Raw genomic sequence first — 21135 nt, 5'->3', positions numbered from 1 at the left:
CCGCAGAGTAGAGTCGCGTGTCACTCAGTGACAAGATGGCGGCGTGCGACAGTTGGCGGCCTGAGGGGGCGGGGCCACGGGGTCTGGCTATGCTGCGCTGTGTTCTTAGGGGGTAGGGGGATGCATCAGACGCCGTGGGAGGCATGGCGACAAGAGGAGTCGACGGCCGATGGGCGGCCGTCGCTGGCCGAGCGCCGCAAGGCCGAGCTCCGGTTCGAGATCGCCTGCGAGGCGGTGCGCCTGTTCACCTCGCAGGGCGTCACCGCCACGACGGGGGAGCAGATAGCGCGCGGCGTCGGCGTCTCCTCCCGTACGTTGTGGCGGCACTTCCCGTCGAAGGAGAGCTGCGTGCTCCCGCTGCTCGCTGCGGGACTCGACTTCGCCGTGACCCACCTGCGCCACTGGCCCGCCCGGACGAGCCTGCTGGACTTCTTCAAGGAGACGCTGAAGTCGGGTGACCTGCCGCAGGGCACGTCCACCATCCTCGCCCTGATCCGCATGACCTCCACCGAACCGGCCCTCCGCGCCGTCTGGCTCCAGGCCCACGACGACGCGCTCCCCGTCCTCGGCCGGCTCCTCGCCGAGCGCTCCGGCGGCGAGGCCGACGACCTGCGCGTGGCGGTCCACGCGGCGACACTCAACGGCGCCCTGCGGGCAGCCGCGGAAGATTTCGCCCGCCGCTACGCGGACCAACCCGAGGCCTCCTACGACGAGTTCGCCACATGCCTCGACGTCGCCCTGCGCGCGGCGTCGGAAGGGTTGCCGTACTGAAGTACCTCAGCGGTCGGTACGCATTCTTGGAGGCCGAGAAATGAGCAGTGCCGACACGATTCACCTCTGGCACGGCATTCAACGAAAGTCCGAGAACGCGAGTTTCGCAGTAACGGACATTTACAAGGAGTCCGACGCCGCGATCAGGGTTGAAGTCAGGAGCGTCACCACCGAGCTGCACCTTCACACCCTCCGCGTTGGCGAGTCCTTCCCCGTGGGCGAGGAAACCTGGCAGCTCACCGAGCTGAAGGATTGGCCGAGCGAGGACGACTGGATCGTGGTGCTGCGCCGCGTCGCGACCGCACCGGCGTGACGGATCGTTAGACGGTCGGTGCCGAGGGGTGGACCCCGTGGGGATCTCCGGCGAGAGTTAATCGTGCACGGTACAGCCGTTGGCGCGTGGGGCCGCTCCCGCGTGCCACGGCAGTACCGCGTGTTCCGCACGAGCATCACCTCCGAGACGGCGAGCAGGATCGACGAGGGGACGGCCGTATGCCTCTGGAACCGGTGACCCGGGCGTTTCTCGCGGAACTGGCCGAGGCCGACGGCCCGGCGATGCACGAGTCGACGCCGGCCGTCGCCCGGCTGCACGGCCCGATCCTGTCCGGGATCAGCGGCCGGGGGCCCGAGGTCGGCGCGGTGCGCGACGTCAAGGTCGAGGGCCGGGACGGCGGAAGGTTCCGCGTACGGGTGCTGCGCCCCGCCGAGACTCCGCGGGCGGTGATCGTGTACTTCCACGGCGGCGGCTGGGTGCTCGGCGACATCGACCTGCAGTACGACCACGTGGGCCGTCGGCTCGTGAACGCGACCCGGGCGACGGTGGTGATGGTCAACTACCGCAAGGCGCCCGAGCATCCGTTCCCGACCGCGATCGAGGACGGCTGGGCCGGACTGACCTGGGCCGCCGAACACGCCGCCGAACTCGCTCCGGAGGCCGTCCCGTTGATCGTGGCCGGGGACAGCGCGGGCGGCAACATCGCCGCCGTGATGACCCAACGGGCCCGCGACCGCGGCGGCCCCGTCATCGACTGCCAGGCCCTCGTCTATCCCGTCACCGACTGCGACCTGGACCGGCCCTCGTACCTCGATCCGCAGAATCAGCTGCTGCTCGCGCGGGACACGATGGAGTGGTTCTGGAGCCATTACCTGCCCGACCGGCGGGCCCGCGCCCACCCCGACGCCTCCCCGCTGCGCGCCGCCAGCCTCGCCGGCCTGCCTCCGGCGCTGGTGTACGTCGCCGAGTACGACCCGCTGCACGACGAAGGCGTCGCCTACGCGGAGGCCCTGCGCGCCGCGGGCGTCCCGGTCGCCCTGGAGGAGGCGGCGGGCCAGATGCACGCCTTCTTCCAGATGGCGGGGATCCTGCCGGGCTTCGAGGACGGGCTGCGGCTGGTGGCGGAGCACATCAACACGTTCGTCGCCGAAAGGGCGGTGTGAGCCATGCCCGACCACGAGCACGAACACGACCGCGGGCGTGACCACGACGTGCTCGTCATCGGCGCCGGGTTCGCCGGGCTCTACCAGTTGCACCGGCTGCGCGCGCTCGGCTTCGACACGGCAGTCGTCGAGGCGGGCGCGGATGTCGGCGGCACCTGGTACTGGAACCGCTATCCCGGCGCCCGCTGCGACATAGAGTCCGTCGAGTACTCGTACTCCTTCGACCCGGACCTGGAGCAGGAGTGGGACTGGAGCGAGCGCTACGCCGCGCAGCCCGAGATCCTCTCCTACGCCCGCCACGTGACCGACCGTTTCGACCTGCGCGGGGACATCGTCTTCAACACCCGCGTGGAAGCGCTCACCTGGGACGAAGCAGCGCGGCGCTGGACGGTGACCGCCTCCGACGGCGTGCCCCGCACCGCCCGGCACGTCATCGCTGCCACCGGATGCCTGTCCGTACCCTCCCGGCCGGACTTCGAGGGGCTGGCGGACTTCGCCGGAGAGGTCCTGTGGACGTCGAGCTGGCCCCACGAGGGCGCGGACCTGGCGGGCAAACGGGTGGCGGTCATCGGCACCGGTTCGTCCGGGCTCCAGACCATCACCGCGATCGCCCCGCTGGTGGGCTCGCTCACCGTCTTCCAGCGCACCCCGTCCTACGCGGTGCCCGCCCACAACGACTCCAACGTCGCCCGCCTCGCCGCGGCGCGCGTCAACTACCCCGAACGGCGCGAGATCTCCCGCGCCTCCTCGAAGGGTTTCGACTGCGGCGAGGATCAGCAGGTGCTGCTGGCCGAGACCGAAGAAGCAGCAGTCGTGGGCGAGTTGGACCGGCGCTGGGACGACGGCGGCCTCTGCTTCGGCAGCGGCTTCAGCGACCTGCTCAAGGACGCGGACGCCAACGAGACCGTCGCCGAGTACGTCCGCGCCCGGATCCGCGAGAGGGTGAAGAACCCGGAGCTCGCCGAGCGGCTGACCCCGCGCACGTACCCGATCGCCAGCAAGCGGATGTGTGTCGACACCGGCTACTACGAGGTGTTCAACCAGGACAACGTCACGCTGGTCGACCTCACCGAGCGGCCCGTCGACCGCATGACCGGGCGCGGGATCCTCACCCGTGACGGCACCACGTACGAGGTCGATGTCATCGTCATGGCGACCGGGTTCGACGCGATGACCGGCGCGCTGAACGCCATCGACATCCGGGGCGTCGACGGGCTCGCGCTGCGCGACAAGTGGGAGCACGGCCCGCGTACGTACCTGGGCCTGATGTCGGCGGGCTTCCCCAACCTGTTCACGGTGACCGGCCCGCAGAGCCCGTCCGTCCTCTCCAACATGATGACCTCGATCGAGCACCACGTGGACTGGATCACCCACGCCCTCACCCACCTGCGCGACCACGGGCTGCACCGCATGGAGGCCGACCCCGCCGCCGAGGACAACTGGGTCAACACCACCAACGACCTGGCCGACCTCACGGTCATGCCGCAGGCGGCGTCCTGGTACATGGGCGCCAACATCCCCGGCAAACAACGGGTGTTCATGCCCTTCATCGGCGGTGTGGGCCTCTATCGCGACCTCACCAACGGTATTGCGGTGAGCCACTACCACGGGTTCGAGCTGAGCTGAGGGGGCGCTCCTGCGGTGCTCCTGCGGTGCTCCTGCGGGGCGGACGGGGCCGGGCGCTCGACGTTGTTTGGTAATGGGATCCATTTTCATATAGCGTCACCGTGTCGCGCCGCGCGGCACCCTCGCCGCTCAGCCCACCCCGCACCCAACGGAGGACCCGATGGCCGTTCCCAAGCGGAAGATGTCCCGCAGCAACACCCGCCACCGCCGCGCCCAGTGGAAGGCGACCACGCCCCAGCTCGCCCCGGTCACGGTCGACGGCGTCTCGTACCTGGTGCCGCAGCGGCTGGTGAAGGCGTACGAGCGCGGGCTGCTGCGCCCCGAGGGCTGAGCGCACATGGCCACCGACCGACTCCCCGTCACCGTCCTGTCCGGCTTCCTCGGGGCCGGCAAGACCACCCTCCTCAATCACGTGCTCGGCAACCGCGAAGGGCTGCGCGTCGCCGTCATCGTCAATGACATGAGCGAGGTCAACATCGACGCCGCCCTCGTGCGCGGCGGCGAGGCCGCTCTGTCGCGCACCGAGGAACGCCTGGTCGAGATGACCAACGGCTGCATCTGCTGCACCCTGCGCGACGACCTGCTGGAGGAGGTCGACCGGCTGGCCCGTGAAGGCCGCTTCGACCATCTCCTCATCGAGTCGTCCGGGATCTCCGAGCCGATGCCGGTCGCCGCCACCTTCGCGTTCGCCCGCGACGACGGCGCCACGCTCGGGGACCTCGCCCGCCTGGACACCATGGTCACGGTCGTCGACGCCGCGAACTTCCTGGCCGAGCTGGACAGCGGCGACGAACTGGTGGAGCGCGGCCTCGACCAGTACGAGGACGACGAGCGCACCGTCAGTGATCTGCTGATGGACCAGATCGAGTTCGCCGACGTCATCGTGGTCAACAAGCTCGACCTCGTCGACGCGGCCGCCTCCGCGCGGCTCCGGGCAGTGCTGACCCGCCTCAACCCCGTCGCCCGCATCGTCCGGGCGGTGCACGGCCGCGTACCGGTGAGCGACATCGTGGGCACCGGGCTCTTCGACCTCGACCGCGCCCAACAGGCCCCCGGCTGGGTCCGCGAGCTCAACGGCGACCATGTGCCCGAGACCGAGGAGTACGGCATTTCCTCCACGGTGTTCCGCTCGCCGCGCCCCTTCCACCCCGGCCGGTTGTGGCGGTTCGTGACGCAGGAGCTGGACGGCGGTGCGTACGGCAGGGTCCTGCGCTCGAAGGGCTTCTTCGCGCTGGCCAGTCGTCCGAGGGTGACCGGCCTGTGGTCACAGGCGGGATCCGTGGCCCGCTTCGAACCCTCCGCGGCCCGTGACACCGAGAGCCCCGAGGGCCAGGAACTCGTCTTCATCGGCACCCACCTCGACGCGAGCGCCCTGCGCGCCGCGCTGACCGCGTGCCTCATGACGGACGCCGAGCCACCGCCGACGGTCGACCCGTTCCCCGCCTGGGACACCTACGGCATCGACGAGGCTTGCGAACACGAGCTCTCGGGTCATGAGCACCCCGAGTCGGAGGGGCTCGCCCGCCGCTAGGGTGAGCGAATGCTCGGACAAGACGCAGGGAACATACGGGCCGTGCTGCCCGCTCACGCGATCGAGGTCGGGTCCGATCCACTGGATCGGCCGGCCCGGAACTCCGTCGGCGGCCAGCCCTTCCTGGACAGCGCACAGGAGTGGCCCGCGTGTTTCTGCGGGGAGCGGATGGCCCTGTTCTTCCAGCTCGACGTGCCTGCTGACCTGGCGGCCTTCGGTGGAGACTATCTGTTGGTCTTCCACTGCCGCGCGCACAACGACGCGTCCGAGCCCGAGTTCGCCGAGGACCGGCTGGTGCCGGAGTACTGGAATGCCCCGCAGCTGCCCTACCCGGGCCCGTTCTGGCGCATCCTGCTCCAGCGGCACGCGACGCTACCCTCCGATGAACCCGAACCGTCCGTGTGCGCCCTGCCGTTGACGCTCCGCCCCTTCGAGGACACGCCGAGCCCGCGCGGACTCGGGGCCCAGACCTTCAAGGTGGGCGGCACACCCTCGTGGGCGCAAGATCCTGAGTACTACACCTGCGCGTGCGGCGCCGAACTGGAGTACCTCTGCCAGGTTCCTGAAGGCATGGAATTCGCCGTCCACCCCGGGCTGCCGGAGCAGCCGTACAGCGTGGGAGCCGACACGTACAGCCTGTTTCTCGGCAACGAGGTGTATCTGCTGGCGTGCCCGGCCCACTGCGACCCGGCCGCGGTCTGGCCGGTGAACCAGAACTGATTCCTCGTGCCGGGCGGGGCGGACGCCGTGTGTCGGGATGCCGGGGTCCGGTGGGGCTGGGACGATCGCCGGACGTCCGCTTTGTCACCGTTCGCGGGGTCAGCGTGAGGGTGGCGGACGACCCACGGCACGAAAGGTCCAGCCATGCACTCTGTACTCGTGAAGCGGAGCAAGCGAAGCACGCGAGGGCGCGCCGTCGGTGTCCTGTGCGCCGTCGCCGCCTCGCTCTCCCTGCTGAGCGCCTGCTCGTCCGACGACGGGGGCGACACCTCCGAGGGCACCAAGAAGGGCGAAAGCTCTGCCGGGGAACAGTCCGCCGACCCCACCGCGAGCGGCCGGCTGAACGAGGATCAGGCCGAGCGCAAGAAGCTGCTCTCCGCGACGAAGGTCGACTGGGACAAGGCGGCACGGACCGCGCAGAAGGAGGTCTCCGGCAGCAAGCTCCTGGAGATCGAGCTCGGCGACGACCATCAGGGCGCCCCGGAGTGGGATGCCGAGGTCGTCGCCTCCGACGGCACGGGCACCGAGGTACGGATCGATGCCGCCACCGGCAAGGTGACCGGCTCCAAGGCGGACGCCGACCAGGACGCGGACGACAAGAAGGAGAACACCGACAAGCTCGCCGCGGCCGAGGTCACGGCGGTGAAGGCCGCGCAGACGGCCACCGACCGCAAGAAGGGCAAGGTCACCTCGGTCGCCCTCGACGACTCCGACAACGGGACCACGGTCTGGTCGGTCGACGTGGTCACGCCCGCCACGTGGGACAAGACGTCGTTCGACATCGACGCGGCCAACGGCAAGGTCCTGAACGAGCACGTCGACCGGGACTGAGCGGCATGGGCCGCCCTCAGGCTCCGTGCTCGCCCTTGCAGCGCAGGAACGCGAGGGTCATCGCACCCAGGTCCTCGATCAGCGTCGGCAGATCGCTGCCCTCCGCCGCTTCGGGGGCCACGTCGAGCGCCAGGGCCCGGGCGAGCGCCGCGTAGACCGTGGTGAAGCAGGAGCCGACGGCGCGGACCGGGTCCGGGTGTTCGATCTCGTCGCGCCGCGAGAGCACCAGGTCGACGAAGCGGTCGCGGGCGTCCATGTAGCCGGCCTTGCCCATCTTCGCGACCGCCGGGTCGACCGCGCCCCGCTGGAGGAAGGCGCCCAGCGTCTTGCCCTGCTGTTCGAGCACCCCGGCGAAGACCGCGATCAGCTGCGGGACGAGCTCGGCGAGCGGCGCCCCGGCCCACCGCTCGGCGTCGGTCATCTCCCGGTGGGCCGCGAGCAGCCGCTCCTGGAAGCGGGCCTGTGCGGCCCGCAGGAGGTCGTCCTTGCCGTCGACCCTGGTGTAGATCGACCCCACCGAGACCCCGGAGCGCCGGCTGACCTCGGTCAGGGCGAAGCCCGAGTAGCCCTTCTCGGCCAGCAGATCGAGGGTCGTGTCGAGAACCAGGTCGAAGGAGCGCTGGCTGCGCTCCTGCTTGGGGGCGCGGATGCCGCTGCTCTTCGAGGCCGGCTTGGACGGTGTGGGCATTCGGCAAGTCTATGCGTCCGACCGTCCGGCGAGGTGGCCGTGCGGCCGATGCCCGCGCGCTCCCGCTCCGGGGAACGGCGAGCGCGCGGGGCGTCGTCGACGAGGTGTGTCGGGCGTACGGCGCTCAGGCCGCGTACACCGTCCGAGCGGAAGCGGCGAAGCGCTCGGCGAATGCGTGGACCTGGTCACCGAGCAGCGCCAGTTGCGCGGCGGCCGCCGGGTCCGTGCAGGCGCCGTCCGGGGCGAAGAGCGGGCCCCGGCCGGAGTTGAGGGTGACGCCGAGCGGGGTGGGCCAGCCGCGCATGGCGTGCACGACGTTGCGCAGGGCGCTGAGCGTGGTGCCGCACGCCTGCCAGCCGGCGGCCGTCACCACCAGGCCGACGGCACGCCCGTCGAAGTAGACGCGCTCGTCGTCGCGGAGGTCCTCCAGAAGGTCGAGCGCGTTCTTCACCAGACCCGAGATGCCGCCGTGGTAGCCGGGGGAGCCGATGACAAGGCCGTCCGCCCGGCGCACGGCGTCGACCAGGCGGCGCTGCTCGGCGGTGCGTTCCGGGCGCTCGGGCGCGTAGTGGGGGAGGGTGGCGAGGAAGTCGCCGCCGAAGTGCACGGTGCGGGCGCCGTGGCGCTCGGCGGCGGCCAGGGCGCCGCGTACGGCGAGCTCGCTGCTGGAGCCCGGGCGGGTGGTGCCGCCGATGCCGACGACGGTGTGGCTCATCCCGCGCTCCCCGCCGGGGTGTTCGCGCGGAAGCGGGGCATGACCTCGCTCGCGAACAGGTTCATGGACTTCCTCGTCAGGGCATAGCGCTCGGGGGTCAGCGGGCCGTTGGTGAAGCCCATCAGGACGTTGCCGACGCCCAACTCCTCGTAGTGCTCCAGCTGTTCGGCGACCGTGTCGGGACTGCCGTACAGGCACCAGGTGCGGATCCACTCCTCGCTCAGCGCGTTCGGCGCCTGCGCGGAGGTCAGGTCGACGCCGCTGATGTCCTCGGCGCGCTTGTTGTACGCGTACTCGCGGTCGATGGCCTCCTGGTAGGCGGCGAGGATGGTCTCCAGTTCCGCGCGCGCCTGCTCGTCGGTCTCGGCGACGTGGACGCACTGGTAGGAGTGGGTCGTCCAGGACATGCAGTCGTCGATCACGTGCTGCGGGTGGCCCGAGGCGGCCATCGCCGAGCGGTAGGCGTCCAGGTACTTCTGGAAGGCCGTCGACGGCTCGCCGCTGGCGGGGATCGGCGGGACGAAGGCGGGGATGAACGCCGGCCAGCCGTACGTCGCGGCCCGCGCCGTGCTGGCCTCGCGCATCGCGACGCTCATCAGGCGGCGGCGGTCGCTGTACGGCGCCGGGACGATGCGCTGCACGACGGCCCCCTTGTACGGGCCGTGCTCGAACTCGATGGGGTCGTCGTCGGTCTTCTTGGCCCACAGCCGCTGGACCAGTTCCACCTGCGCGTCCATCAGGCCCCTGGAGTCCTGGAAGTCGACGCCGAAGCCGATGGTCTCCTCCGGTGTCGTGCCGGAGCCGATGCCGACCAGGAGCTTGCCCTTGGTGAGGTGGTCGAGGAGGTTCACGCGCTCGGCGAAGCGGACCGGGTGGTGCAGCGGCAGCGTCGTCACGGAGAAGCCGTAGTGCACGTTCTTCGTCCGCGCGGCCAGGTGGGCGGCGAAGAGGAAGGGGTCGGACGACATCGGCGCGTAGCCCGTGAAGTGGTGGTCGGGCAGGAACACCGCGTCGAAGCCGAGCCGGTCGGCCTCCAGGGCGTGTTCGGCGAGGGTCTCGATGACGTAGGCGTCGTCGGACGGGCTCATGGAGCGGCCGACGAGGAAGGCGGAGAAGCGCACGGAGGGGACCTCCCGTGGGGAATCAATGATGAATCAGAATTGCGATTCTGAAAGTAGGTGCGGGGCGGCCGCCCGTCAAGGTAGCTTGAAGCGAAATCAATCTTCTGATTTTGAGGTGTTCATGGATCGCCCCACGCAGACACACCCTTCCGCCGCCAGGCTCACCGCAGGGCAGACCGGTTGGAGCACGGTGGCCGAACCGGCCCTCGGCCTGCGGCCGTTGCACCTGGTCGACGGCCCGCTCGGGCTCGTCAGCCCCACCTTCGACGAGCGCGACACCGCGCTGCTGCTGCCCAGCGGCATTGCCCAGGGCGCCACTTGGGACGAGGAGACGGTGCGTACGGTCGCGGCGGCGCAGGCGTCCGAGGCGCGCAGGCGCGGGTACGACGCGGTCTACGCCCCGAACCTGAACCTCGCCAGGACCGGCCTGTCCGGCCGCACCTTCGAGATGCTGTCCGAGGACCCGCACCTCGCCGGGGTGCTCGGCGTTGCCTGCGTCGAAGGCCTTCAGGGGCAGGGCGTGGCGGCCGTGCCCAAGCACCTGGTGTGCAACGACACCGAGACCGCGCGCCAGCGGATGAGCGCGGACATCGGCGAGGCGGCACTGCGCGAGGTGTACCTGCGCCCCTTCGAACTGGCCGTCCGGGCGGGGGCATGGGGGCTGATGGCCGCCTACAACCGGCTCAACGGCACTCCCTGCACGGCCCACGCCGACCTGCTCGCCGTCGTGAAGGGGGAGTGGGGCTTCGACGGGATCGTCGTCTCCGACTACTTCGCGCTCCAGGACACGCTCGGCCCCGCGCTCGCCGGCCTCGACCTGGAGATGCCCGGACCGGCCATCCACTTCGGCGAACGCCTCGCCGAGGCCGTGGCCCGCGGCGACGTCCCCCGCGAACGGCTCGACGACGCGGTGGAACGGCTCCTGCGCCTCGCGCGCCGCGTCGGCGCCGCCGACGGCGCCGACCGCCACGTGTCGTCCCCCGAGGCCTACGTGGAACCCGAACGGGCCGAGGAGGCCCTGGTCGACGCGGCGGCCGCGTCCTTCGTCCTCGTCCGCAACGAGGACGAGCTGCTGCCCCTCGACGCCGGCACGGTCCGCCGTCTCGCCGTCATCGGTCCCAACGCCGACCGCCCCTGCTACCAGGGAGCCACCTTCGGCCGGATCCGACCGGCGCGCGCCGCGACCACCCCGCTCCAGGCGCTGCGCGAACGCTTCGGCCCGCACTGCGAGATCGTCCACGAACGCGGCGTCGACACGACACCGGCCGCGTCACTCGGCGCCTTCCGTGTCACCACACCCGACGGACGGCCCGGCGTGCGGCTGGACCATGTACGGGGCGGGCGCGCGGTCCTGACGGAGACCCGGGCCGACAGTGCGTTCATCTGGTTCGGTGAGGTGCCCGGCGCGGGGCCGACCGCCGAGCCGGGGGTGCTGCGCCTGACGGCCGTGCTCACGCCCGACGCCGACGGGATGTGGACGCTCGGCGCGGGAGGCTCCGGGGCGACCGTACTGTCCGTCGACGGGGCGGTCGTCGCGGAAAGGAAGGCACCGGCGCCGCAGGACGTGATGGGGCAGGTGGCTCGCGCCGAGACGGCCACGGGGCAGATCGAACTGCGCGCCGGGGAACCGGTGACCGTCACCGTCGAGATGACATCGCAGGAAGGCGCCCGCGTACAGGCGCTGACGGTCACCTGCACGCCTCCGGCCCGCCCCGGCGCCCTCGACCGCGCACGCCGGGCCGCCGCCGAGGCGGACGCGGTGGTGCTGGTGGTCGGCGACGAACTGGAGACCTCGCGCGAGAGCAAGGACCTGGACTCCTCCGAACTCCCGCGCGCGCAGACACAATTGATCGAGACGGTGGCCGCGGCCAACCCCCGTACGGCCGTCGTCGTCAACGCCGGACGTCCCGTGCACGCGCCGTGGGCCGACGACGTGCCGGCCGTGCTGCAGGGCTGGTTCGCCGGACAGGGCTTCGGCACGGCACTCGCGCGCGTCCTCGCGGGCGACGTGGAGCCCGGCGGCCGCATGCCCGTCACGGTGCCGCGCGACGACGCCGACCGGTCCACCCACGGCGAGCGCCTCGACGCCGACCTGCGCCGCGACTACGACGCCGCGGAACCGACGGGCTACCGCCACCTGGCCCGTACGGGAATCAAGGCACGCTTCCCGTTCGGCTCGGGGCGCGGCTACACGACCTGGCGCTTCGGTGAGGCGGGACTGCACCGCAGTGGCACACGCTGGGCGGTACGCCTCGACGTGACCAACACCGGCCACCGGCACGGGCGCGAGGTCGTCCAGATCTACGTCCGCGCTCCCGGCGAGACGGACGCACGCCTCGCGGGATTCGCGGGGGTCCGCCTCGACGCGGGCGCGAGCACCGAGGCAGAGGTGATCCTCGACGACCGTGCCTGGGAGCGGTGGGACCCGGAGTCGCAGGGGTGGGCCGTGCCGCCCGGTCACCACGAGGTGCTCGTCGGGCGGTCCGCGGAGGAGATCGTGCAGGTGCTCGTCCACACGCCGTAGACGCGGACCCCGGGCATGGCGGAGGGGAGGCGCCCGACGCGGGCGCCTCCCCTCCGCCACGGTGTGGCAGCGGCCGTCAGAGGGCGTGCACGATGTCCTCGATGGCCCGCAGACCGGACCGGGTGTCGGTCGTCGGCAGGTACTCGAGTCCGATCGGGCCCGTGTATCCCAGGCGCTTCAGCGCGCCCAACTGCGCGCCCCAGTCGACGGAACCGGTCCCCGGCTCGCTGCGGTGCGGCAGGTCGGCGATCTGTACGTGCGACACGAGGTCCATCGCCCCGGTCAGCTCCTCCTGCGGTGCCTCGCCCATCTGCAGCGAGTGGTACGCGTCGTAGAGGAGGGCGAGGCCGGGGGAGTCGGCCTCGCGTACGGCGGTCAGGCACTCGGCCGTCGTGTCGAAGAGGGTGCCGGGGTGGTCGACCCGGGTGTTGAGGTTCTCCAGGAGGATCGACACCCCGTGGTCGGCGGCGATCTCGGCGCCCGCCTTCAGCGCGTCGACGACGATTCCGTGCTGCACCGCGCGCTTCATGTACGGCAGTCCGACGCCCGAACCGGTCACGATCCGCGTGCAGTTGAGGCGGGCCGCCGTCTCGGACGCCGCGCGGACGTGGCCGAGGAACGCCTCGTGCGTGGAGGCGTCGGCGAGGGTGAGACGGCCCTCGATCAGCAGCGTGTGCAGCGAGGAACCGGTGGCGTCCAGGGCCTTCTCGATGCCGTCCAGGTCCTTGTCGCTGTGCGACCAGATCTCGATGGTGTGCATGCCGTGGTCGGCCGCGGCACGGATGCGGTCGCCGAGGTCGTCACCGGCTTCGCGGAAGAGCAGTTCTACGTTGACGGACAAGGACATGGTTACTCCTTCGGGGAGGCGGGGGTGGACGGGAACAGCCGCTGTGCGTACCAGCCGTTGAGCATCGCGCTGCGCGCCGGGTTCGGCGTCTGCTCGCTTTCGAAGACGGCCCACCCGGACCACGCGCGGTCGCGCAGCCGCCGCGCCAGGGCCGGGAAGTCGACGAGCCCGCCGGGTGTGCCGCACTCGTGGAACCAGCGGTCGATGCCGCGCGCGCCGCCCTCGGACAGCATGCTCGACTCGGCGTGCGGGGCCAGGCGTTCGCCGGCCTCGTCGACGTACCGGGTGTCCTTGAGGTGGAGGTGGTCGACACGGGTGTGGTGGGTGTCGAAGAGCTGTACCGGGTCGAGTCCGGCGACCGTGAGTTCGGCGGTGTCCAGTGTCAGGCCCACCAGGGTGGGATCGGTTGCGTCGAGCAGTGCCGCGAGGGTCTTCTCGTCGGCCGCCGCGCTGAGGCAGTCCACGTGGAGGGAGAGGCGTACGCCCGTGTCGGCGAGCGCGGCGCCCACGGTGTTCCAGCCCTCCGCCGCTGCCTCGATCGCCTCCGCGGACAGCGGCCGGTCGAGCGATCCGGCCGACGGAAGCGCCCGCACCACGAGGCGGCTGCCACCGGCCTCGCGCAGGAACTCGGCGAACGGCAGCAGTGAGGTGGCGATGGTGGTGTGCTGGGCGCGGTCCAGGATGCTGCGGCCCCGGCTCAGCTCCTCGTCGACGGGCTCGCCGGGGTCCACGTACCAGCTGCTCACCCCTGAAAGCCCCGTGCGCCGCACCATGTCGAGGAACGCCGTGGTGGATCCGTAGGTGGCCGCGATCGACGCGGGGCGGCCGAGCGGGTCCCAGCGGCCGGTGCCGCCGCGCAGTTCGACGCCGGTGAAGCCGCAGGCGGCGAGCACCTTCAGGGCGCGCTCGTGGCTCTCGGGGCGGGTGAAGTCGTCGAAGTTCGGCTTCCACTGGTTGATCGCGTAGCCGAGGCGGACCGCTGTGCTCATGCGTAGATCTCCGAAAGGACGGTGCGGGCGTACCACATGGACAGGGCGGTGGCCTCGGCGTAGTCCCCGCCGATGTTGACCTTGTCGTGCTCGACGGTGATCCAGCCCTCGTAGCCGACGTCCTTGATGGCCCGCATCAGACGCGGGAAGTCCACGAGGCCGCCCTCCGTGCCCATCTCGTGGAACCACTGGGCGGTCTGCGGTGCCATCAGCTCGGCGTCCGGGCTGTGCCGGTACGCGTCCGTGGTGTCCCGCTGACGGGTGTCCTTGAAGTGGAAGCCGGAGCAGCGCTCGTGCAGGTCCATGAAGAGGGCGACCGGGTCGATGCCGGCGATGCAGTGCTGCGCGGTGTCGCAGAAGAAGGACACGTAGCGCGGGTCGGTGAACTCGTAGAACGTGCGAATGTCGTCCTCGGTGCGGATCGCGCAGAAGAACTCGTGGTGGCAGGTGGTGCGGACGCCGAACTCGGTGAGTGTCATCTCGCCGACCCGGTTCCAGCACTCGGCCGCGGCCTTGATCTTGTCGTCGGTGACCGGCGCGGTGTCCTTGTAGAGGCTCGCGGGCATCACGATGAGGCTCTCGATGTCGAGGCCCTCCCACATGCCGAGCATCCGGCGGGTGCTGGTCACGATCTCGTCGTGCGTCTCGCGCACGTGGGCGTCGGCGACCCGCGGGTCGTACATGATGCCGCGGAAGAGATTGACGATCTTGTCGATTCCGTGGTCGCGCAGATAGCGCTGGTAGTTCTCGACGGAGCCGAACATGCCGGACAGGGCATAGACCTGGAAGTCGAACATGTCCAGGCCCTCGAAGCCGACGGCGCTGATCTGCTTGACGAAGTCGTCCATGTACCGGCGGGCGGCGTACTGGGTGACAGGACCGCGCGGGCTGTCCGTCCGCCAGTGGTCCATATAGCTCCAGCGGAGCGCGTTCATGGGTGATCAACTCCTGGGGGAGGGGAGTGAGTTCTGTGCTTCGGTCCTGCGGCTCGGGCGGCGCACGTGACCCACACGATTGAAACAGAATCATGATTTCGTTTCTAGGGGTGGGGTGTGCCGGGAGTGCAGGGCGTGGCGCGGCAGTCGGAGCGCGCAGCCGAACCCGCAGACGAAACAGGCGGCGACCACGGCGAACACGGGGGTGAACGCCGCCCCGTGCTCGACGGGGCCGGATTCCTCTCCCCGTGCCGCGAGTGAGCCGAGCGCGGCGGCTCCCACGACCACGCCGATCTCGCGTACGAAGCCCATCGCCGCGGTCACCTTCCCGGTCGCCCCGGCGCCGCCCGCATCCTGTGCCACCACGACCACGATCTGGAGGAAGAGGCCCGCGCCCAGGGCGAGCAGGCCCAGTAGGGCCGCGGTCACCGGCAGCGGAGGGCTCGCGTCGCTCAGGGCCGCCAGCGCGGTCGCGGCCGCGGCGGACAGCAGGCACCCGGCGAGGGGGAACGGTCGCCACGTTCCCCGGCGCCGCACGGCGAGCCCCGAGCCGTTCATGCCGAGTGCGATGCCCAGGGTGACCGGGAGCAGCATGAGGCCGGCCGTGGTCGCCGAAGTCCCGTACGCGCCCTGGATCCAGGTGGGCACGTAGGCCAGGACGCCGAACAGGCCGACCCCGCCGAGCAGCGCCAGCAGGAAGCAGGACAGCACCGGTTGCCGTCCCAGCAGCGCGAACGGCAGTACGGGGTTCGCCGCGCGGCGCTCCCGCCGCCAGGTGGCCAGCGCGAGGATCACGGTGCCCGCGGCGACCGCGGCGGAAGTCGGTGTCCACCCCGCCGCGACGGTCGCCACGAGGCCCGCGGTCGTGGCCGCGAGCAAAACCGCGCCCGCCGTGTCGAAGTCGGGGCGGCCGGGCTCGCGCCGCGGGACCACGGCCCGTACGAGAACGGCCGCCGCGGCGCCGAGCGGCACGTTCAGCCAGAAGATCCACCGCCACGACGCGTGGTCGGTGAGCCATCCGCCCAGCAGCGGGCTCACCACGGTGGCCAGCGCGAACACCGCGCCCAGTGGCCCCAGGTAGGCGGCCCGCTCGCGCGGCGGCACCGCGTCCGCGACCACGGCCTGGGGGAGGGTCAACAGGCCCGCGCCGCCGACGCCCTGGACCAGCCGGGCGGCGGCGAGTGCGGTGAGGTCGCCCGCGAGCCCGCAGGCGGCGGACGCCAGGACGAACACGGCGATCGAGACGACGAGCATCCGGCGCCGGCCGAACCGGTCGCCGAGGGCTCCGAACGCGGGCATGGCGGCGGCCAGGGCCAGGGTGTACGCGGTCACGACCCAGGGCGCGCGCGACGGCGTGCCGAGGTCGGCGACGACGGTGGGCAGGGCGGTGGCGACGATGGTCTGGTCGAGCGCGCCGAGCGCCGTGACCAGGACGAGGCAGACGAAGAGGGCGCGACGGGGCGGATGTCCGGGGTGTCGCGCCGCTGGAGTTCGGGGCATGAGGCATTCCCGAGTGCGGCTGGGACGGCGGCATCGGGCGCGGGAGAGGGGTCGGCTTCCCGGCGGGCGGCTCGCGGGCTCACCCCGCCGTCGCGGCGAGTATGCACTCCTGAGGCGTGGCCAGGACAGGGGTGGTGCCGACGGGTGACACACCGTCAAGTCTCGGCCTCGGCCGCGGCGGGCGAGGAAGCGGCAGGTCAGGACAGTGTGTCGGGCCGGGTATCCATGGGACGAATGAATAAAATCCGAATTTTGAATTTACTTTGTCTTGTGCGGGCCGCACCGGTCGTGTGCTCTGTCTGTCCAAGGTGCCGCGACGTGGTGGCACAGTGCGCGCGAAGGAGCGGAGCACATTGGACATCACCAGCAAGCCGATCGAGCCGCAGGCGGCGCAGCAGCCGGAGACCCGGCTCGGGTGGCGGGAGAAACTCGGTTACGGCGCAGGCGACCTCGCCTCCAACCTCTCCTGGAACCTCGTCGGAGGGTTCCTGCTCTACTACTATACCGATGTCGCCCGGGTCCCGGTCGCGGCGCTGGGCACCCTCTTCCTGGTGGCCCGGCTGCTCGACGCCGTGGTCGACCCGGCCATCGGCATCCTGGTGGACCGCACCAAGTCCCGCTGGGGCAAGGCCCGTCCGTACCTGGTCTTCGCGTCGGTGCCCTTCGGTGTCATCGGCGTCCTGACGTTCATGGTCCCGGACGTCGGCGACGGCGGGAAACTCGTCTACGCCTTCGTCACCTACCTGACCCTGGGCCTGCTCTTCTCCCTGGTCAACGTCCCCTACAGTTCGCTGCTCCCGATGATGACGCGGGACTCGCACGAGCGGATGCAGATGGGTGGCCTGCGGGCGGTCGGCAGCTCGGTCGGGTCCATCATCGTCACGGCGAGCACGACCCCCTTCGTGGCCTGGCTCGGCTCCGGCGACGAGCAGCGCGGCTGGACGCTCGCCACGATCATCTACAGCGTCCTGAGCGTCGCCTTCTTCGTCGTCACCTTCCTGGCCTGCAAGGAGCGTTACGCCCTGCCCGCCGAGAGCGAGAAGATATCGCCGCGCACCGCGCTGCGCACGCTGTGGCGCAACCGCCCCTGGGTGGTCACGTTCGTCTACGGAGTCCTCAACTTCGTACGGCTCTCGCTGGTCCTCGGCGTGACGGTGTACTTCGCGCTCGTGATCCTGCGCAGGCCGTGGGCGATCTCCGTGCTCCTGCCCCTGGTCTCCGGCACGATGATCGTCGGCGGGCTCGTGGCGCCGCCGTACTACCGTCGCTTCGGCAAGCGCCGCGGCAACCTCCAGGCTCTCTCCCTGGGCGGGGTCGCGTGGGCCGCGATGTACCCGGCCGAGGGGCACTTTCCCGTGCTGCTCGCGTTCTACGTCGTCGCGACCTTCGCCATCGGGCTTTCCATGGTGTCGATGTTCACGATGGTCGCCGACACCGTCGAGTTCCAGCAGTGGCGGTTCGGCACCCGCAACGAAGGGCTCCTGTCGTCCGGTGTCAGCTTCGCCACCAAGGTGGGCTCCGCCGTCGGCTCGGCGGCCGTCGCGTACGGACTCGCGCTGGCCGACTACCAGCCGGGGCAGGCGAGCGGCGCCGCGCTCACCGCGATCCGGGTCATGTTCTACGGACTCCCGCTGCTGTTGGTGGCGGCGCAGGCCGTGACGATGTCCTTCTGGGACCTGGACGGACGGCACGAGGAGATGCGCTCCGAGATCGACGGCCGTGAGGCCGCGGCACGCGCGGAGTAGCGCTTAAGCGGCGGGCGTGCGGCGCCCGTTGGGAGTGGAGTCGCACGCGAGTCGCACGTCCAAAAAACAGAATCAGAATCTTGAATTTACTCTGCATGGGCCACAGACTGGCCCCACGCAGCCGACGAAGGAGACGACAGCCGAGCATGACGCCCCTGACATCCGCCCCAGCCGCGCCGCCGCAGCAGCGCAAGCACGGGATCCGCCGCGCCATCAGCCTCTACTCGTTCCAGGAGGAGTACTTCCTGCGCACGATGACCGTCGAGGACTGCGTGTCCGCGGCGGCCGGCATGGGGGCCCTCGGCATCGAGATCATCCCCGAGCAGTCCATCCCCGGCTATCCCGTGCTCAGCGACGAGTTCCTCGCGCGCTGGCACGACTGGATGCGCACGTACGGGACGACACCGGTCGCCACGAACGCCTTCCTGGACACCAAGCTCCACCCCGGCCGCCTCCTCACCCCCGAGGAACAGGCCGCCTCCGTGCGCCGCGACATCGACATCGCGGTCCGCCTGGGCGCCCCCATCGTGAAGGCCACCGTCAACTTCCCGCCCGAGGTGATGGAGGCCGTCGCCCCGTACGCCGAGGAGCACGGCGTCCGCATCCTGCTGGAGGTGCACGCGCCGTTCCACTACGAACACCCCTGGATCCTCCAGCACTTGGACGTCATGCACCGGGTCGGCCCGCAGGCGCTGGGGCTCATGCCCGACATGGGCATCCACGTGAAGCGGTTCCCGCGCGTGGTGAGCGAGCGCGCGCTGCGCGACGGGGCACGCCCGGAGCTCGTCGACTACATCGTGCGCACGTACGACGACCACGGTGACACCCACGCGCTCATGGACATCGTCAACTACCGGGGCGGCGGTCCGGTCGACTTCGGCCTCGCCCGCCAGGCCACCCACTACATCTGGACCGAGCCGAAGGACTCGCTCGCGCACATGCCCTTCATCGGGCACGTCCAGGCGAAGTTCTACGAGATGACCGACGACGGCGACGAGTTCAGCATCCCGTACGAGGACATCCTGCCCGTCTATGCCGAGGGCGGCTTCACCGGCCACTTCTCCAGCGAGTACGAGGGCAACCGGCACATCCAGGACGCCTTCGAGGTCGACAGCGTGGAGCAGGTCCGCCGACAGCAGCGGATGCTGGCCCGCCTCCTGGGCGAGACCGACACCACCGCCTGACCGCACCGCCCCCCTCACTTCACTCGTTTCACGATCACGACCGCAGGGAGCAACACCGTGTTCGACAAGTACATCGTCTGCGAGGACGGCTTCCGCGCCCGCGACGACGGGCGACCGGGCGGCCGGGTGGAGGTCAGGATGCCCTACTACCGGGGCCTGTTCCTCTCCATGGTGGAAGCCGTCGACCTCGCCGTCGACGGGACACCGGTTCCGCCCGGGCGCACCACCTTCACCGTGCACGGAGCCACGTACACCTTCGCGGACATGCCGCACGTCACCGACGACCGCTGGGAGATGGGGGAGCGGGCGGTGCTCGCCTTCGAGACCGACGAAGCCCTCGCGCCCGGCGAGCACGAGGTCGCCGTGTCGGTGCGGCTGCGGATCTCGTACATGCCGGTGCCGGGCGGCGGCAGCGACCGCAAGCGCTTGGTCCTCGGCTCGTGAACGCGACGACCGGCGCCACCGCGAACGACCGCTTCCCGGCCTACGTGGACGTGGCCGTCGTCGGCAGCGGGCCGTGCGGAGCCGCGTACATACGGGTCCTGTCCGAGCTGCGCCCCGACCTCCGGCTCGCCACCTTCGAAGTGGGGCCGCTGCTCGCCGACCCGCCCGGACTGCACGTGAAGAACATCGCCGACCCGGCCGAACGCGAGCGCGCACAACACCGCTCCCAAGGCCCCGACCCCGCCCCGGACGACGGCCGTCTCGCCCGTCCCGGCACCTTCCTGCTGCCCGGCACCGACCGCGAACCCGGCGAGGACGGACTCCCGAACGCGGCGATGTCCAGCAACGTCGGCGGCATGGGCGCCCACTGGACCGCCGCCTGCCCCCGCCCCGGCGACAGCGAACGCATCGCCTTCGTGCCCGGCCTCGACGAACTCCTCGACGAGGCCGAGCGGCTGCTCGGCGTCGACGCCCACGCCTTCGACGACGCGCCGTTCGCCGCCGAGGTCCGCAAACGCCTCGCCGACACCCTCGACGGCGGCCGGTCCCCGGAGCGCCGCGTCCGCCCGATGCCACTCGCCGTGCGCCGCGCCCCCGACGGCCGTGTCACCTGGTCCGGCGCCGACGTCGTCTACGGCGACGTGACCCGCGCCAACCCCCGACACACCCTCTTCGCGCAAGCCCTGGTGACGGGCGTCGTCGTCGAGGACGGTCGGGCCGTCGGCGTGCGCGTACGCGATCTGCGCGCGGGCGGCGACGCGAGTGAGCACGTCGTCCGGGCCTCCCGCGTCGTGGTCGCCGCCGACGCGCTGCGCACGCCGCAACTCCTGTGGGCCTCCGGCGTGCGCCCCGCCGCCCTCGGCCGCCACCTCAACGACCAGCCGCAACTCGTCTACGCGGTGCGGCTGCGGGACGTGGGAGCGGCCCACGACGGCGCCGCCGAGCCGGGGCTCGCCCGGCACAGCGGCGTGAGCTGGGTGCCGTACACCGACGACGAGCCCTTCCACGGGCAGGTGATGCAACTCGACGCCTCACCCGTGCCGTTGGTGGACCACGACGTGCCGGCGCCGGGTTCGATCGTGGGCCTCGGCTGGTTCTGCGCGAAGGACGTGCGGGCCGAGGACCGGGTCGAGTTCGACGCCGACCGCCGCGACGGCTACGGCATGCCCGCGATGCGCATCCACTACCGGCTCACCGACCGCGACCGCGCCGCGCTCGACGCGGCCCGCGCCGCCGTCCGCCGCGCCGCCGAAGCCCTCGGCGACCCCCTCGACGACGCACCGCGCCCCCTCGGACTCGGCGCGTCCCTGCACTACCAGGGGACGGTCCGGATGGGCGCCGTCGACGACGGCACGTCGGTCTGCGACCCGTCCGGCGAGGTGTGGGGTGTGCAGGCCCTGTACGTCGCGGGCAACGGGGTCATCCCCACGGCCACCGCCTGCAATCCGACCCTGACATCGGTGGCGCTGGCCGTGGCGGGTGCCCGGAGCATCGCCGACTCGCTTCAGGTGGAAGGGGGGTGACCTC

20 protein-coding genes are annotated in these 21135 nt (G+C 71.1%); 13 read left to right on the top strand and 7 right to left on the bottom strand.

What is annotated here, in order from left to right:
- Window positions 1–120 precede the first annotated feature (120 nt).
- From ACY34M_RS17680 to ACY34M_RS17645, 8 genes are all read left to right on the top strand, one after another.
- Entirely contained in the window at window positions 121–771 is a 651-nt protein-coding gene (locus ACY34M_RS17680) for a TetR family transcriptional regulator (RefSeq protein ID WP_462716791.1), read from the top strand.
- A gap of 40 nt (window positions 772–811) precedes the next feature.
- Window positions 812–1084 (top strand): DUF6406 domain-containing protein, encoded by a 273-nt coding sequence (locus tag ACY34M_RS17675; RefSeq protein WP_462716792.1) that lies wholly within the window; start codon window positions 812–814, stop codon window positions 1082–1084.
- A 179-nt stretch (window positions 1085–1263) separates the two neighbouring features.
- On the top strand, window positions 1264–2208 hold the full coding sequence (locus tag ACY34M_RS17670) for an alpha/beta hydrolase (protein ID WP_462716793.1): 945 nt from the start codon (window positions 1264–1266) through the stop codon (window positions 2206–2208).
- A gap of 3 nt (window positions 2209–2211) precedes the next feature.
- Window positions 2212–3834, top strand: coding sequence for a flavin-containing monooxygenase (locus tag ACY34M_RS17665; RefSeq protein WP_462716794.1), 1623 nt, complete (start codon window positions 2212–2214; stop codon window positions 3832–3834).
- Window positions 3835–3994: 160 nt separating this feature from the next.
- Window positions 3995–4165, top strand: a complete 171-nt coding sequence (rpmF, locus tag ACY34M_RS17660) for a 50S ribosomal protein L32 (protein ID WP_327673620.1) — start codon at window positions 3995–3997, stop codon at window positions 4163–4165.
- 6 nt (window positions 4166–4171) lie between these two features.
- Window positions 4172–5365 carry a GTP-binding protein gene (locus ACY34M_RS17655; protein ID WP_462716795.1) on the top strand — a complete coding sequence of 398 codons (1194 nt, stop codon included), beginning with the start codon at window positions 4172–4174 and terminating at the stop codon, window positions 5363–5365.
- A gap of 9 nt (window positions 5366–5374) precedes the next feature.
- A complete protein-coding gene (locus tag ACY34M_RS17650) occupies window positions 5375–6085 on the top strand; it encodes a hypothetical protein (RefSeq protein ID WP_462716796.1) in 711 nt (236 codons plus the stop codon).
- Between the two features lie 144 nt (window positions 6086–6229).
- Window positions 6230–6916: a PepSY domain-containing protein gene (locus ACY34M_RS17645; RefSeq protein WP_462716797.1), complete on the top strand. Its 687-nt coding sequence runs from the start codon at window positions 6230–6232 to the stop codon at window positions 6914–6916.
- Between the two features lie 16 nt (window positions 6917–6932).
- On the opposite strand, the gene ACY34M_RS17640 is transcribed toward ACY34M_RS17645, so the two are convergent.
- From ACY34M_RS17640 to ACY34M_RS17630, 3 genes are all read right to left on the bottom strand, one after another.
- Window positions 6933–7604 carry a TetR/AcrR family transcriptional regulator gene (locus tag ACY34M_RS17640; RefSeq protein ID WP_462716798.1) on the bottom strand — a complete coding sequence of 224 codons (672 nt, stop codon included), beginning with the start codon at window positions 7602–7604 and terminating at the stop codon, window positions 6933–6935.
- Between the two features lie 124 nt (window positions 7605–7728).
- The gene (locus ACY34M_RS17635; RefSeq protein ID WP_462716799.1) at window positions 7729–8319 is read right to left on the bottom strand and encodes an NADPH-dependent FMN reductase; all 591 of its coding nucleotides are present in this window, start codon (window positions 8317–8319) and stop codon (window positions 7729–7731) included.
- Window positions 8316–9440, bottom strand: coding sequence for an LLM class flavin-dependent oxidoreductase (locus tag ACY34M_RS17630; RefSeq protein ID WP_462716800.1), 1125 nt, complete (start codon window positions 9438–9440; stop codon window positions 8316–8318). The genes ACY34M_RS17635 and ACY34M_RS17630 overlap by 4 nt, the downstream gene beginning before the upstream one ends.
- Before the next feature lie 121 nt (window positions 9441–9561).
- On the opposite strand from ACY34M_RS17630, the gene ACY34M_RS17625 reads away from it, so the two are divergent.
- Window positions 9562–11964: a beta-glucosidase gene (locus tag ACY34M_RS17625; protein ID WP_462716801.1), complete on the top strand. Its 2403-nt coding sequence runs from the start codon at window positions 9562–9564 to the stop codon at window positions 11962–11964.
- Between the two features lie 76 nt (window positions 11965–12040).
- Here the strand turns inward: ACY34M_RS17625 and ACY34M_RS17620 are convergent, their stop codons facing one another.
- From ACY34M_RS17620 to ACY34M_RS17605, 4 genes are all read right to left on the bottom strand, one after another.
- Window positions 12041–12811 (bottom strand): TIM barrel protein, encoded by a 771-nt coding sequence (locus ACY34M_RS17620; protein WP_462716802.1) that lies wholly within the window; start codon window positions 12809–12811, stop codon window positions 12041–12043.
- Between the two features lie 2 nt (window positions 12812–12813).
- Window positions 12814–13800 (bottom strand): sugar phosphate isomerase/epimerase family protein, encoded by a 987-nt coding sequence (locus tag ACY34M_RS17615; RefSeq protein ID WP_462716803.1) that lies wholly within the window; start codon window positions 13798–13800, stop codon window positions 12814–12816.
- Window positions 13797–14735, bottom strand: coding sequence for a sugar phosphate isomerase/epimerase family protein (locus ACY34M_RS17610; protein ID WP_462716804.1), 939 nt, complete (start codon window positions 14733–14735; stop codon window positions 13797–13799). Before ACY34M_RS17610 ends, ACY34M_RS17615 begins: the two co-directional genes overlap by 4 nt.
- Before the next feature lie 90 nt (window positions 14736–14825).
- Window positions 14826–16235 (bottom strand): MFS transporter, encoded by a 1410-nt coding sequence (locus tag ACY34M_RS17605; protein ID WP_462716805.1) that lies wholly within the window; start codon window positions 16233–16235, stop codon window positions 14826–14828.
- 353 nt (window positions 16236–16588) lie between these two features.
- Here ACY34M_RS17605 and ACY34M_RS17600 point away from each other — a divergent pair, with 353 nt between their 5' ends.
- The 4 genes from ACY34M_RS17600 to ACY34M_RS17585 all read left to right on the top strand — a co-directional run bounded on the left by ACY34M_RS17600 (window position 16589) and on the right by ACY34M_RS17585 (window position 21131).
- Complete coding sequence (locus ACY34M_RS17600) at window positions 16589–17980, top strand: MFS transporter (RefSeq protein WP_462716806.1); 1392 nt, start codon at window positions 16589–16591, stop codon at window positions 17978–17980.
- Between the two features lie 146 nt (window positions 17981–18126).
- On the top strand, window positions 18127–19164 hold the full coding sequence (locus ACY34M_RS17595; protein ID WP_462716807.1) for a sugar phosphate isomerase/epimerase family protein: 1038 nt from the start codon (window positions 18127–18129) through the stop codon (window positions 19162–19164).
- A 57-nt stretch (window positions 19165–19221) separates the two neighbouring features.
- A complete protein-coding gene (locus ACY34M_RS17590) occupies window positions 19222–19608 on the top strand; it encodes a C-glycoside deglycosidase beta subunit domain-containing protein (protein ID WP_462716808.1) in 387 nt (128 codons plus the stop codon).
- A complete protein-coding gene (locus ACY34M_RS17585; protein WP_462716809.1) occupies window positions 19605–21131 on the top strand; it encodes a GMC oxidoreductase in 1527 nt (508 codons plus the stop codon). The genes ACY34M_RS17590 and ACY34M_RS17585 overlap by 4 nt, the downstream gene beginning before the upstream one ends.
- Window positions 21132–21135: the final 4 nt, after the last annotated feature.

The sequence above is a fragment of the Streptomyces sp. EDA2-14 genome (genome assembly GCF_054963755.1).
The sequence above is the reverse complement of the archived record's forward strand: the minus strand, read 5'-3'. Positions and strand labels throughout refer to the sequence as shown.

Bases quoted from the DNA above. Each gene is read 5' to 3' on its own strand.
- rpmF (WP_327673620.1), top strand. From the start codon at position 3,995: ATGGCCGTTCCCAAGCGGAAGATGTCCCGCAGCAACACCCGCCACCGC.
- ACY34M_RS17645 (WP_462716797.1), top strand. From the start codon at position 6,230: ATGCACTCTGTACTCGTGAAGCGGAGCAAGCGAAGCACGCGAGGGCGC.
- ACY34M_RS17640 (WP_462716798.1), bottom strand. From the start codon at position 7,604: ATGCCCACACCGTCCAAGCCGGCCTCGAAGAGCAGCGGCATCCGCGCC.
- ACY34M_RS17615 (WP_462716803.1), bottom strand. From the start codon at position 13,800: ATGAGCACAGCGGTCCGCCTCGGCTACGCGATCAACCAGTGGAAGCCG.
- ACY34M_RS17625 (WP_462716801.1), top strand. From the start codon at position 9,562: ATGGATCGCCCCACGCAGACACACCCTTCCGCCGCCAGGCTCACCGCA.
- ACY34M_RS17620 (WP_462716802.1), bottom strand. From the start codon at position 12,811: ATGTCCTTGTCCGTCAACGTAGAACTGCTCTTCCGCGAAGCCGGTGAC.
- ACY34M_RS17635 (WP_462716799.1), bottom strand. From the start codon at position 8,319: ATGAGCCACACCGTCGTCGGCATCGGCGGCACCACCCGCCCGGGCTCC.
- ACY34M_RS17650 (WP_462716796.1), top strand. From the start codon at position 5,375: ATGCTCGGACAAGACGCAGGGAACATACGGGCCGTGCTGCCCGCTCAC.
- ACY34M_RS17605 (WP_462716805.1), bottom strand. From the start codon at position 16,235: ATGCCCCGAACTCCAGCGGCGCGACACCCCGGACATCCGCCCCGTCGC.
- ACY34M_RS17665 (WP_462716794.1), top strand. From the start codon at position 2,212: ATGCCCGACCACGAGCACGAACACGACCGCGGGCGTGACCACGACGTG.
- ACY34M_RS17655 (WP_462716795.1), top strand. From the start codon at position 4,172: ATGGCCACCGACCGACTCCCCGTCACCGTCCTGTCCGGCTTCCTCGGG.
- ACY34M_RS17680 (WP_462716791.1), top strand. From the start codon at position 121: ATGCATCAGACGCCGTGGGAGGCATGGCGACAAGAGGAGTCGACGGCC.
- ACY34M_RS17610 (WP_462716804.1), bottom strand. From the start codon at position 14,735: ATGAACGCGCTCCGCTGGAGCTATATGGACCACTGGCGGACGGACAGC.
- ACY34M_RS17595 (WP_462716807.1), top strand. From the start codon at position 18,127: ATGACGCCCCTGACATCCGCCCCAGCCGCGCCGCCGCAGCAGCGCAAG.
- ACY34M_RS17670 (WP_462716793.1), top strand. From the start codon at position 1,264: ATGCCTCTGGAACCGGTGACCCGGGCGTTTCTCGCGGAACTGGCCGAG.
- ACY34M_RS17675 (WP_462716792.1), top strand. From the start codon at position 812: ATGAGCAGTGCCGACACGATTCACCTCTGGCACGGCATTCAACGAAAG.